The sequence below is a fragment of the Streptomyces sp. NBC_00872 genome (genome assembly GCF_045161915.1).
Taxonomy (GTDB): Bacteria; Actinomycetota; Actinomycetes; order Streptomycetales; family Streptomycetaceae; genus Streptomyces.
Window position 1 is genome coordinate 6,176,523 of record NZ_CP108806.1, and the last position, 12,010, is coordinate 6,188,532.

Annotated in this window: 12 protein-coding genes and 1 tRNA gene; 11 read left to right on the forward strand and 2 right to left on the reverse strand. The window is 70.6% G+C overall.

Going from position 1 to position 12,010, the window contains the following annotated elements:
* The first annotated feature begins 176 nt into the window (after positions 1 to 176).
* From OG214_RS26455 to OG214_RS26465, 3 genes are all read left to right on the forward strand, one after another.
* Positions 177 to 1,460: a glutamate-5-semialdehyde dehydrogenase gene (locus OG214_RS26455; protein ID WP_363082189.1), complete on the forward strand. Its 1,284-nt coding sequence runs from the start codon at positions 177 to 179 to the stop codon at positions 1,458 to 1,460.
* Between the two features lie 166 nt (positions 1,461 to 1,626).
* Positions 1,627 to 2,217: a hypothetical protein gene (locus tag OG214_RS26460; RefSeq protein WP_363082188.1), complete on the forward strand. Its 591-nt coding sequence runs from the start codon at positions 1,627 to 1,629 to the stop codon at positions 2,215 to 2,217.
* A gap of 176 nt (positions 2,218 to 2,393) precedes the next feature.
* On the forward strand, positions 2,394 to 3,602 hold the full coding sequence (locus OG214_RS26465) for a hypothetical protein (RefSeq protein ID WP_405986158.1): 1,209 nt from the start codon (positions 2,394 to 2,396) through the stop codon (positions 3,600 to 3,602).
* Positions 3,603 to 3,755: 153 nt separating this feature from the next.
* On the opposite strand, the gene OG214_RS26470 is transcribed toward OG214_RS26465, so the two are convergent.
* Positions 3,756 to 4,889 carry a M48 family metallopeptidase gene (locus OG214_RS26470; protein WP_405986159.1) on the reverse strand — a complete coding sequence of 378 codons (1,134 nt, stop codon included), beginning with the start codon at positions 4,887 to 4,889 and terminating at the stop codon, positions 3,756 to 3,758.
* A 151-nt stretch (positions 4,890 to 5,040) separates the two neighbouring features.
* Between OG214_RS26470 and OG214_RS26475 the strand changes: the two genes are divergently transcribed.
* The 7 genes from OG214_RS26475 to OG214_RS26505 all read left to right on the forward strand — a co-directional run bounded on the left by OG214_RS26475 (position 5,041) and on the right by OG214_RS26505 (position 9,469).
* The gene (locus OG214_RS26475; protein WP_363085543.1) at positions 5,041 to 5,193 is read left to right on the forward strand and encodes a hypothetical protein; all 153 of its coding nucleotides are present in this window, start codon (positions 5,041 to 5,043) and stop codon (positions 5,191 to 5,193) included.
* A gap of 84 nt (positions 5,194 to 5,277) precedes the next feature.
* Positions 5,278 to 5,439 carry a hypothetical protein gene (locus tag OG214_RS26480; RefSeq protein ID WP_169922600.1) on the forward strand — a complete coding sequence of 54 codons (162 nt, stop codon included), beginning with the start codon at positions 5,278 to 5,280 and terminating at the stop codon, positions 5,437 to 5,439.
* Between the two features lie 38 nt (positions 5,440 to 5,477).
* Positions 5,478 to 6,143, forward strand: a complete 666-nt coding sequence (gene nadD / locus OG214_RS26485) for a nicotinate-nucleotide adenylyltransferase (protein ID WP_363085544.1) — start codon at positions 5,478 to 5,480, stop codon at positions 6,141 to 6,143.
* A 29-nt stretch (positions 6,144 to 6,172) separates the two neighbouring features.
* On the forward strand, positions 6,173 to 8,032 hold the full coding sequence (locus OG214_RS26490; RefSeq protein WP_405986160.1) for a LytR C-terminal domain-containing protein: 1,860 nt from the start codon (positions 6,173 to 6,175) through the stop codon (positions 8,030 to 8,032).
* Positions 8,033 to 8,201: 169 nt separating this feature from the next.
* Positions 8,202 to 8,651: a ribosome silencing factor gene (rsfS, locus tag OG214_RS26495; protein ID WP_363085546.1), complete on the forward strand. Its 450-nt coding sequence runs from the start codon at positions 8,202 to 8,204 to the stop codon at positions 8,649 to 8,651.
* Positions 8,648 to 9,301 carry a histidine phosphatase family protein gene (locus OG214_RS26500; protein WP_363085547.1) on the forward strand — a complete coding sequence of 218 codons (654 nt, stop codon included), beginning with the start codon at positions 8,648 to 8,650 and terminating at the stop codon, positions 9,299 to 9,301. The genes rsfS and OG214_RS26500 overlap by 4 nt, the downstream gene beginning before the upstream one ends.
* Positions 9,302 to 9,396: 95 nt before the next feature.
* Positions 9,397 to 9,469, forward strand: a tRNA-Ala gene (locus OG214_RS26505).
* Between the two features lie 39 nt (positions 9,470 to 9,508).
* Here the strand turns inward: OG214_RS26505 and OG214_RS26510 are convergent.
* Positions 9,509 to 10,366, reverse strand: coding sequence for a helix-turn-helix transcriptional regulator (locus OG214_RS26510; RefSeq protein WP_363085759.1), 858 nt, complete (start codon positions 10,364 to 10,366; stop codon positions 9,509 to 9,511).
* 111 nt (positions 10,367 to 10,477) lie between these two features.
* On the opposite strand from OG214_RS26510, the gene OG214_RS26515 reads away from it, so the two are divergent.
* Positions 10,478 to 11,989: an MFS transporter gene (locus OG214_RS26515; protein ID WP_405986161.1), complete on the forward strand. Its 1,512-nt coding sequence runs from the start codon at positions 10,478 to 10,480 to the stop codon at positions 11,987 to 11,989.
* The last annotated feature ends 21 nt before the right edge of the window (positions 11,990 to 12,010 follow it).

The following is a 12,010-nucleotide window of genomic DNA, read 5'->3' on the forward strand; positions in this document are numbered from 1 at the left end:
GACGGGACGCGTTGATGCTCCGATGTGTGTCCGATCACGTTTGATCACATCCGGTCATGTTCCTTCAGGCTCGAATATGTGCCGGGCACGGCCACGCGTTCCGGCATCCGTTCGGAAGCGTCTCGGAGTACGGAATACGTGCGGAATGCCCGCAGGAGGCGCACTACCCTGCGGGCATGACCTCGCTCTCGCCGTACGACAACCTCTCCCCGGTCGCCAGGGCCGCCTACCGGTCCCGTGCCGCGGCCGGCGACCTCGCGCCGCTGCCGCGCGCGGTGAAGGACGACGCACTGCTGGCGATCGCGGACGCGCTGGAGGTCCGTACGCACGAGATCGTCACGGCCAACGCCGAGGACGTGGCCCGCGCCCGGGAGGCGGGGACCAGCGAGGCGGTCATCGACCGGCTCACCCTGACCCCCGAGCGGGTACGGGCCATCGCCGCGGACGTACGGGACGTGGCGGCGCTGCCCGATCCGGTCGGTGAGATCGTCCGCGGTTCGACGCTGCCGAACGGCATCGATCTGCGCCAGGTGCGGGTGCCGCTCGGCGTGGTCGGGATCATCTACGAGGCACGCCCCAATGTCACCGTGGACGCCGCCGCCCTCTGTCTGAAGTCCGGCAACGCCGTGCTGCTGCGGGGCTCGTCCTCGGCGCTCTCCTCCAACACCGCGCTCGTCCGGGTGCTGCGCGACGCCGTCGGCGGGGCGGGACTGCCCGCGGACGCCGTCCAGCTCGTACCGGGCGAGGGCCGGGAGTCCGTACAGGAGCTGATGCGGGCGCGCGGCCTGGTCGACGTACTGATCCCGCGCGGTGGCGCCTCCCTGATCCGTACGGTCGTCGAGGGGTCCAGCGTGCCCGTCATCGAGACCGGCACCGGCAACTGCCATGTGTATGTGGACGCGCAGACCGATCTCGACATGGCCGTCGAGATCCTGATCAACTCCAAGGCGCAGCGGCCCAGTGTCTGCAACGCCGCCGAGACGCTGCTGGTCCACCAGGACATCGCGGCGGTGTTCCTGCCGCGCGCGCTGGACGCGCTCGCCGACGCCGGGGTCACGGTCCACGCCGACGAGCGGGTGCTCGCGTACGCGGAGGGGTCGAAGGCGGAGGTCGTGGCGGCCACCGCGGAGGACTGGGAGACCGAGTACCTCTCGTACGACATCGCCGCCGCCGTGGTGGACTCGCTGGACGCGGCCGTCGCCCACATCCGGCTCTGGTCGTCCGGCCATACGGAGGCGATCGTCACCACCTCGCAGGCGGCGGCCCGGCGATTCACCCAGTTGGTCGATTCCACGACGGTCGCGGTGAACGCGTCCACGCGGTTCACGGACGGCGGACAGTTCGGCTTCGGCGCCGAGATCGGGATCTCCACGCAGAAGCTGCACGCGCGCGGCCCGATGGGGCTGCCGGAGCTGACGTCGACGAAGTACATCGTCATCGGCGACGGTCATATCCGGTAGCCGGACACCGGGTTCCGGTGGCCGGGCACGGGGCGGCCACCGGCGGGTGCCCCGCGCGCGCCCGGCCCCGCGCCCACTTGCGCTCCGGGGGGCGGCGCCGTGAACGAAGTCGGGAGAGTTCGGACTCCGCCTGCCCAAAACGACCGCTCAGGTCTACTCTGAAGAGGTGCCGGACGACGTGGGGGGCAGGCCGTTCCCGGACGGCTGGGAGCCCGACGACGACCGCGGAGGAGCGGACGAGGAGTTCGCCTCCGTGGTGTTCGACGAGGACTTCGTCCGGTCGGCCACCGTCCATGAACCCTCCGCCGTGGAGCGGCTGCTGGCCGCCGCGCAGGCGCGCGCTGAGGCGGAGGCGGCACGGGCACGGGCCGGCGGCGGACCACCCGAGGACGAGCTCTACGAGGAGCTGTACGGCCGGGACGGCGCATACGGCCCCGAGTACCCCTACGACGGCGACTACGACCCCGACGACCCGGACGCGGTCCTGGGCCCGTACGGACGCCATGGCGGCGCTCTGCGCCCGTACCGCGGCAGCGCCCGCTGGCACCGCCCGGTCGCCTGGCTGCTCGCGCTGCTGATGGGCATCGGGATGGTCGCGCTCGCGTTCACCGCCGTCTACCGCGGCGCCTCCAGCAGCCGTGACAGCCAGGTGCCGCAGCCCGCCACGACCGGGATCGACAAGCCGGGGCCGGTCCGTCCCGCGGCCTCCGCGGTCCCCACGGGGCCGCTGCTCTCCGCGGTTCCGCGCTCCCCCTGAACCACGGGCGGGCCAGGCGTGAATCCCGCGCAGGCCTTCGCGCTGCACCTCGCGGGAATCGCGTCGAAAGTCCCTTGGAATCCCGGGTTTTCGCCCGAATGGCGGAACGGCGCCGTAACGGTACTCGGCGGTTGTCCGAGCGTTTACGATCGCCCCCGCCGACCTACCCTGAAGGTATGGCAGGGCGCGGAGACCCACCCGAAGGGGGACCTGAGGGGCTCCCGGGCGGAGGTGACGACGAGTACGGGTCCGTCGACTTCGACGAATCGTTCATCCGCGCTGCCCGCCTCCGTGAGGCTTCGGCCAAGGAGCGGATGAAGGACCACGCCCACGCCGTACGGCGGGTCCCGCCGCCCCCGCCGAAGAGACGGTCGAGACACCCGTTCAGGAACGGCCCCAGACGTGTGCTGCTGCTCTTCCTGGTGATCGTGCTCGCCTTCGGTACGGCGGTGTATCTGGGTCTGCGCAATCCGTACCATCCCCCGATCGGCGGTACCGCGGCGCAGTTGCGGATGGCGGTCGTTCCGCTGGCCCCGAGGGAGCCGGTGCCGGGCGGCAGCCCGGAGGATCTCTTCGAGCACAGCCCGGCGGCGCAGTTCCAGGAGGGCCCGGCCGGGATCGCGCTGCCCCCGGCCCGGGAGACCGGCGACTTCTCGCAGGGCCAGGTGATGGCCGCGCTGACCACCGTCAAGGACTATCTCGTGGCGTCCTCGATGGATCCGGACGTCCTCACGGGCCATACCGTGCGGCCGGTGCGGGTGCTGCTGGAACCCGACCAGTTCGACCAGTTCGACCGCAGTTTCTCCGCCCCGGCCGACGACGGGCGGCACGCCCCGGCGGGCTGGCTCGTACGGTTCGACCCGGCGAAGGTGGCCTCGGTCGGCGCTGTGCGGGCGCGCGGCACCCTGCGGTACGAGCAGAGCTCGACCGGGATGCTGGAGATCACCTCGGACCATGTCTTCGTGTACGCGCTGCGACCGGCCGCGTCCGCCGAGCAGCCGAGCGATCGGCCCGTACAGGACGCGTCGCTGTTCACCGTCCGGCGCGAGATGCGCTTCCGGTTCGACGTGGAGGATCTGATCAAACGCCGTACGCAGGTGCTGAGCAGCGAGGTCCTGGCGGGCCCGCAGGCCTGCTCGGCCCAGCCGCCGACGACTCTGCGGCCCCTGCTGGCCGGTGAGCGGGCGAAACCCGACGACCCGGCCGGTACGGACCCGTACTCGACGGGCCCGGCCGATACGGCGCTGTGCGGCACCCTGGCCCGTACGGCCCAGCCGAGCCCGACGGCGCAGCCCAGTCCCGGGCGGCCCAGTCCGGGGCGGCCCAGTCCGGGGCGGCCCAGTCCGGGGCGGCCCAGTCCGGGGCGGCCGGGCCCGCGCGCCTGACGGCTGTGCCCTCATACGCGGACGGGCCGACCTTCAGCCCGTCCGGCGGTCGCGGACGGACCGGCGACCGGCCGGTCGCGGACGGACCGGCGTGCCCCGGGGCCGTCCGTGGCGCCAGGGCACGCGAGTCCGGCGAGATCCGAACGAGAGGCCCTAGCTTTTCTCCCCCGGGCCGGTGCCGGGGTCGGTGCCGTCCGTGCCGTCCGTGGCGCGGGAGCCGTTTCCGCCGGCCGTACCGCCGCCGTTCCCGCCCGTGAAGACGCCCCGCAGCTTGCCGCCGAGGTCGCCCGCGCCGCCCGCGATATCGCCCACCAGCTTCATCAGCGGGTCCTTGCTCCCACGGACCGTGTCCGCGTAATGCGCCGCGGAGTCGCGGAAGGAGTCCGTGACGGACGTGTCCTTGTCCTCCTCGCGGCGCGGATAGTGACCGTCCATGATCCGCTGGAAGTCACGGCTCTCCGCCCACTTCTTCAGCTCGGCGGCGCGCACGGTGGTGAAGGGATGCGTACGCGGCAGCACGTTCAGGATCTTGAGCACGGAGTCACGCAGATCGCCGCCCGCCTCGTACTCCGCGGCCTGCTCCAGGAACGCGTCCACATTCATCTCGTGCAGATGGTTGCCACCGGCGATCTTCATCAGACCGCGCATCGAGGCCCGTACATCCTGCCCGACCAGCAGACCGGCCCGGTCCGCGGACAGCTCCGACTTGCGGAACCACTCCCGCAGCGCCGTCACGATCGCCATGATCGCGACATTGCCCAGCGGGATCCAGGCGACCTTGAGCGCCAGATTGGTCAGGAACAGCAGGATCGTGCGGTAGACGGAGTGACCGGAGAGGGCGTGGCCCACCTCATGGCCGACGACCGCCCGCATCTCCTCCTCGTCGAGCAGCTCCACCAGACCGGTGGTGACCACGATGATCGGCTCGTCCAGGCCGATGCACATCGCGTTCGGCTTGGGGTCCTGCGCCACATACATCACGGGGACCTTCTCCAGGTCCAGGATGTAACAGGCGTCCCGCAGCATGGCGTGCAGATGCGCGAACTGCGCGTCGCTGACCCGTACGGAGTCCGAGAGGAAGAGGAGCCGCAGGCTCCGCTCCGGCAGCAGCGCGCTCATCGCCTTGAACACCGTGTCGAATCCGCTGAGCTTGCGCAGGGCGACCAGCGCCGAGCGGTCCGCGGGGTGTTCGTACGCCCGCGACGAGATGCCCGGGAAGCGCTTGCGCTGCCTGCTCGGCACGTTCTTGTGGAGCGCGTCCCCGTGGTTGTCTTCGGCTTCGGTCATGGATGTCCCCGTTCTCTCCGAGTCCAAGCTCGTCCCCCTGACAGCCTCAGCCTAGGCGCCCGGGGCTACCGTGTGACGGGGGGCAGCGGCCGTGTGTTTCCCGGGGAAGGGCCCCGGGCGCCGGCCGGAGAGACCGAGGAGCACACCCGACATGCCGGATACCGTCATACTGCTCGCCGCGGCTGCCGATCAGCAGGGACCGGGGGATACGCTCCGGATCGTGCTGGGCGCCTCCATGGTCGGAGCCGTCCTGCTCGCCTGGTTCCTGTTGCGCGGATACCGCGACAACGACCACAACGACTGAGTCGGCGTGAGGGTGCCCGGGGCCCCCGCATACGATGTGCGCGCGAAGTCTCCGCTCCGACACGATCGATAGGGCCTGTTGAAGATGAGCCTCACCGGCACCGCCGCCAACCTGGTCATGCTCGCCGAGGGCGCCGAACACGGCGGCAACCACGAAAGCCTCAACCCGTACCTCATCGGCGGCGGCGCGCTGTTCGGACTGCTGCTGCTGCTCTGGATCACCACCCGCTTCAACCGCGACCGCTGACCCCGGCTCGTAACCCGGTGCCAGTAGGCTCTGCACGCATGGGAGAGCAGCAAGCGTCCACCGGCGCCGGAACCGGCCTTGTGACCGGTCCCGGATCCGGCCCCGCGGTGAGCCGCGGCAGGCGCCGACTCGGCGTGATGGGCGGGACCTTCGATCCGATCCACCACGGACACCTGGTGGCGGCCAGTGAAGTGGCCGCCCTGTTCCATCTCGACGAGGTGGTGTTCGTGCCGACCGGGCAGCCGTGGCAGAAGACCCAGCGCGCGGTCTCCCCGGCGGAGGACCGTTATCTGATGACGGTCATCGCCACGGCGTCGAATCCGCAGTTCTCGGTCAGCCGCAGCGACATCGACCGCGGTGGCCCGACGTATACGATCGACACGCTGCGGGATCTTCGGTCCCTCCACGGCGACGCGGATCTCTTCTTCATCACCGGAGCCGACGCGCTCTCCCAGATTCTGAGCTGGCGGGATCACGAAGAGCTGTTCTCGCTCGCCCATTTCATCGGTGTCACACGGCCGGGCCATGATCTGTCGGCCGACGGACTGCCCAAGGGCGGGGTGTCCCTGGTGGAGGTTCCGGCGCTGGCGATCTCGTCGACCGACTGCCGGGAGAGAGTCGCGAAGGGCGATCCGGTCTGGTACCTGGTGCCCGACGGTGTGGTGCGCTACATCGACAAACGGCAGTTGTACCGCGGCGCATGAGCGACTGAGCCACGGAGAGGGGCACACCGGTGAACGACCAGCAGCAGCCGTACGATCCGTACGACCCGTATTACACGCAGCCCCAGCTCGTCGGGTACGACGAATACGGGCAGCCGGTGTACCAGCAGCCGCAACAGCACGAGCAGCAACAGGCGCAGCAGCACCAGCAGGCGCAGCAGCACCAGCAACAACCGCAGCAGCAGGAGCAGCAGCAGGCGTACGGATACGACCCGTACGCCCAGCCGTCCCCGCAGTCCCAGCAGCCGCCGGCCCAGGGGCAGTACGACCCCTACGCCCAGCAGCAGGGATACGGCTACGACGGGTACGGCTACGACACCGGGCAGCAGCAGGCGTACGAGACGGGACGGCAGCCCCCTGTCGCGGTCGACGCCACCCAGCAGTGGAACATCCCGCAGCAGCAGACGGCGCAGCAGCATTACGTTTCGCAGCAGGAGCACGCGACCGCCCCGCAGCAGGAGTACGGCGCGCGGCAACAGCAGTCCATGGACGCCACGGTGGAGGAGCGGGCGTCCGAGCAGGCTGCCCAGCCCGCCGTGCCCGAGCAGCGGCGCGCCGAGACACAGGGGGCCCAGGGGACTCAGGGGGGCGAGGGGGCCCAGGGGACTCAGGACCGTGACTACCGGACCGAGCAGTTCTCCTTCATCGAGGAGCCGGACGAGGACTCCGAAGACGTCATCGACTGGCTCAAGTTCACCGAGAGCCGCTCCGAGCGCCGTGAGGAGGCCCGGCGCCGGGGCCGTAACCGTGTGGTGGCCCTGATCGTCGTACTGGCCCTGGCGGTCGTCGGCGGTGTCGGCTACCTCTGGTACGCGGGCAAGCTGCCCGGACTGTCCACGACGGAGGAGAAGCAGGGCACGGCCACGGGACCGCAGAAGCGCGATGTGATCGTGGTGCATCTGCACAACACCAAGCAGAAGGGCACGTCCACGGCCCTGCTGATCAACAACTCCACGACCGGCCGGGGCACGACCCTGCTGCTGCCCAACTCCCTCTCCGTCGCCAACGAGGACGGCGAGGCCACCACGCTCGGCAAGTCGGTCGACGAGGACGGCTCGGACGGCACCCGTGAGGCCGTCGGGATCCTGCTCGGCACCGAGATCACCGGCACCTGGCGACTGGACACCCCCTATCTGGACAATCTCGTCGAACTGGTCGGCACCATCGATCTGACCACCGACACCGAGGTGCCCGCCGCGAAGAAGGGCGAGGCGCCGGTGGTGAGGAAGGGCGAGAACCAGACGCTCAGCGGGCGGATGGCCGTCGCCTACGCGACCTACCGCGGGCCGGGCGAGCCGGAGTCGAAGCAGCTCCAGCGGTTCGGCCAGGTGCTCCAGGGAGTGCTGCGGAAGATCTCGGACGATCCGCAGGCCGCCACCATCACCGTGGAGACACTGGCGCAGATCCTCGACCCGTCGCTGCCCGAGAAGGACCTGGGCGCCTCGCTCGCCAAGCTCGCCGAACACGCGAAGGTGGGCGACTACACCACGACGGTGCTGCCCGTCGAGGCGAACGGCACGCTCAGCGAGCAGACCGCCGACACCGTGGTCAAGGACGTCCTGGGCGGCTCGGTCAGCGCTCCGGAGCAGGGCGCGGCCGTACGGGTCGGGGTGAAGAACGCGAGCGGGAACCAGGACGCGGCGGAGTCCGCCCGGATCTCCCTGGTCAACGGCGGCTACGGCTTCGTGGACGCCGGCACCGGACTCGCGCAGACGGCCTCGCGGGTCGGCTACGGCGACGACGCGGACAAGCCGCAGGCGGTCGAGGTGGCCAAGACGCTGGGGCTCCCGACGACCGCGGTACAGAAGGGCACCCCCGCCCCGAACGCCGATGTCTCGGTGGTCCTGGGCGAGGACTACAAGGTCAACTAGTCAACCAGGGGACCGGCCGACCGGAGACCGACGGGTCCGGGCCGTGTGCGAGACGTCCTCGCGCACGGCCCGGACCGGTCCCCGGCCGGGCCGCGGAGAATGGCTGTGCCGGGGGACGGTGGGGCGTGAGATCCTGGATGTCTCCATGACCGTCGACGGAAGCTTGCTTGTGACCGCTACTGATCGTTCCATCCAGCTTGTCAACGCAGCCGCCCAGGCGGCGGCGGACCGGCTCGCACACGACATCATCGCGTACGACGTCAGCGATGTGCTGTCGATCACCGATGCCTTCGTGCTCGCCTCCGCGCCCAACGACCGCCAGGTCAAGTCGATCGTCGACGAGATCGAGGAGCGGCTCCAGAAGGAGTTGGGCGCCAAGCCGGTGCGTCGCGAGGGCGACCGCGACGCCCGCTGGATCCTGCTCGACTACGTCGACATCGTCGTGCACGTCCAGCACAGCGAGGAGCGGGTCTTCTACGCCCTGGAGCGGCTGTGGAAGGACTGCCCCGAGCTGGAGCTGCCCGAGGACGCCGTCAAGACCCGGGGCAAGTCCGCGGAGCACGCCGGAGTCACCGGGTCCGCCGGATCGGCCGGCGAGACGGACGGTGAGCTGCGCTGAACGGCAGCAAGCGCGGCAGGGGCCGCCGTATCGTCCTGTGGCGGCATGGTCAGACCGCGTGGAATGTGGAGCGCCGCTTCCAGGGCTCCACGGACATCGAGCTGACCTCCGCCGGTGTCGCCCAGGCCCAGCGGTCGGCCCGGCTGCTGGCCTCCCTGAAGCCGGACGCGATCATCTCGTCCGATCTTCAGCGGGCCGCCGCCACGGCCGCCGAGCTGGTCGCGATCACCCGGCTGGACGTCTCGTACGACGCGAGCCTCCGCGAGACCTTCGCGGGCGCCTGGCAGGGGCTGACCCACGAGGAGATCGTCGACGGGTTCGGGGAGCAGTACGCGGCGTGGAAGCGCGGCGAGCCCGTCCGGCGCGGCGGCGGTGAGCTGGAGACCGAGGTCGCCGACCGGGCCGCGCCCGTGGTGCTCCGGCACGCCGACAAACTGCCCGACGACGGCACTCTCGTGGTGGTCAGCCACGGCGGCACGATCCGTACCACGATCGGCCGACTGCTGGGCCTGGAGGCGCACCACTGGGAGGGCCTCGGCGGGCTCTCCAACTGCTGCTGGTCGGTCCTCGGCGAGGGCGCGCGCGGCTGGCGGCTGCTGGAGCACAACGCGGGAACCCTCCCCGAACCGGTCCTCGGCGATGACGACTGAACGGCTCCTGGCGGCGGTGGGGCCGGGATTTCACTTTCCGGCTGGTCGCAGGCTAAAGTTCTTCTTGTTCGCAGCGCGGAGCGCGAAGAACACGCGGGGCTATAGCTCAGTTGGTAGAGCGCCTGCATGGCATGCAGGAGGTCAGGAGTTCAATTCTCCTTAGCTCCACAAACCGGATCCCGTCCCCAGCAGGGGGCGGGATTTCTGCTACGCGTCGGGGCGCAGCGCCCGTATCGTGGCCGTCCGCTGTCGGCTCTCCTCGTCCGCCGGGGTGTAGACGACGATCCGGCACTCCGGCATCCCGTTGACCGACAGCGAGACCGAGGTCATCCGTATCTCGCCGGCGACCGCCTCGTGCCGGAACGTCTTCACCCGGGGCCCCGGCGGTATCACGTCCCCGCTCTCCCACAGCTCGGCGAAGTACGGGCTGGCCGCCGAGAGACGGCGGACGAACGACTCCCACTCCGGCTCGCCCACATGCCGTCCGTACGCCCCGCGCAGTGTCGCCACCATCACCGGCAGCTCCGTCTCCGGATAGACCAGCGGACAGGTGTTCTCGGGCACGCAGAACAGGATCCACAGCACGTTCGGATATCCGTACGCACGTATCGTCCGGATGTCGAAGAGATCGTTATAGGCGCTGTTGGTCGCGAGGATGTCGTAGCGCGCGTTGTACACCACCGCCGGCAGCGGATCGAGGGTGTCGATGATGCCCTGGATCTCCGGGCCGACACCGTCCGCGTCGGCCTGCGGATCCGGCTCGTGCGGCACCTCCGCGAGATGGTAGAGATGCTCGCGCGCCGCCCGGTCGAGCCGCAGGGTGCGCGCCACCGCGTCCAGCACCTGCGCGGAGGCGTTGATCGGACGTCCTTGCTCCAGCCATGTGTACCAGGTCACGCCCACACCGGAGAGCTGCGCGACCTCCTCGCGGCGCAGCCCCGGCGTACGGCGGCGGAGTCCTGGCGGCATGCCGACATCGGCGGGGGTCACCCGCGCCCGGCGCCCGCGCAGAAAGGCGGCCAGCTCGGATCTGCGCCGCCGGCCCGTGGCGTCCCGCACTGTCATCGTGGTCACACCCCCATCGTCCGTTCCCGAGCCGTCCCTTGCCAGGTGCTGTCGGTACCAGCATCGATGGGCTCTCGTTACCCGTACCCGACCGGCCTCAGGCTCGGTGCCATGACGACCACCTCACCCGAGAACCCTCAGCACACCCGCGGATCCAGTAAAGACGACGGCACTGACAAGGGCGGGGGAGCAGTCGGTGCCGGCACCGGCACCGGCGCTCGCACCCGGCCCGGTCTGCTGCTGGCCGTGGTGCTCGCGGCCCAGTTCATGGCGCTGCTCGACGTGTTCATCGTCAATGTGGCGGCGCCGACGATCCGTACCGAACTCGACGCCTCGGGCGCCGGAGTCCAGCTCATCATCGCCGGTTACACCATCGCGTACGCCGTCCTGCTGATCACCGGTGCCAGGCTCGGTGATCTGCTGGGCCACCGACGGCTGTATCTGGGCGGGCTCGCGGTCTTCACCGCCGCCTCGCTCGCCTGCGGACTGGCCGCGGGCACCGGCCAGTTGATCGCGTTCCGGCTGGTCCAGGGCGCGGGCGCGGCATTGATGATCCCGCAGGTGCTCAGCCTCATCCAGCGCAACTTCGCCGGTGAGCGGCGGATACGGGCGCTCGGCGCCTACGCCGCCGTACTCGCCACCGGAGCCGCGGCCGGACAGGTGGCGGGCGGGGTGCTGGTCAGCGCCGATCTGTTCGGCGCGAGCTGGCGGCCGGTCTTCCTCGTGAACGTACCGATCGGGCTGGCGCTGCTGGCCCTGGGCGCCCGCGTACTGCCGCGGGACGGACGCGGCGAGCCGGAGCGCGCCCGCGGTCTGGATCTGCCGGGGCTGGTGCTGCTGGCCGCGGCGGTCTCGCTCCTCACCGTGCCGCTGGTCCTCGGCCAGGAGGAGGACTGGCCGCTCTGGTCATGGGTCTCCCTGGCCGCCGCCGCTGTGGTCTTCGGCTGCTTCCTCGTCCACGAGTCCCGGCTCGCCCGGCGCGGGGGCGCCCCGTTGATCGCGCCGAGAGTGCTCCGTATCCCCGGGATGGGCCTCGCGGCCCTGCGGATCCTGCTGGTGATGGCGGTCAACGCGGGCTTCCTGTTCAGCTTCACCCTCTATGTCCAGGGCGGCCTGGGCTACAGCGCGCTGCGCGCGGGACTGACCTTCGCGCCGATGGCCGTGGTCTTCGGTCTGGTCGGACTGACCTGGCGGAACTGGCCCCGGGGGATGCAACGGGCGCTGGTTCCCGCCGGATTCGTGCTGACGGCCGTCTCCTGTGCCGCCGTGGGCTGGGTGCTCCGGGACATCGGTGACGGCGGGTTCGCCATGTATGCCGCTTGCACAGGACTTGGTGTCGGTCTGGCGCTCGGGTTCAGCCCCACCCTGACGGGCGCGCTGGCGACCGTACGGAAGGAGGACGCGGCGGACGCCAGCGGACTGCTCGCGACCGTCACCCAGCTCGGCCAGCTCATCGGGGTCGCGACATTCGGGACGCTCTTCCTGAACCGGCTGGCGGTGCCGGGCCGCGACGCGCCGGCCGACGCGTTCCTGGTGTGTACGCTCGCGCTCGCCTGCGCCGCGATCCTGGGCGCGGCGGCGGGTTCCGTGCACGCGATGAGACGGGTCCCGTCAGCGCGATAAGGCGTCCCGCGATCCGACGAC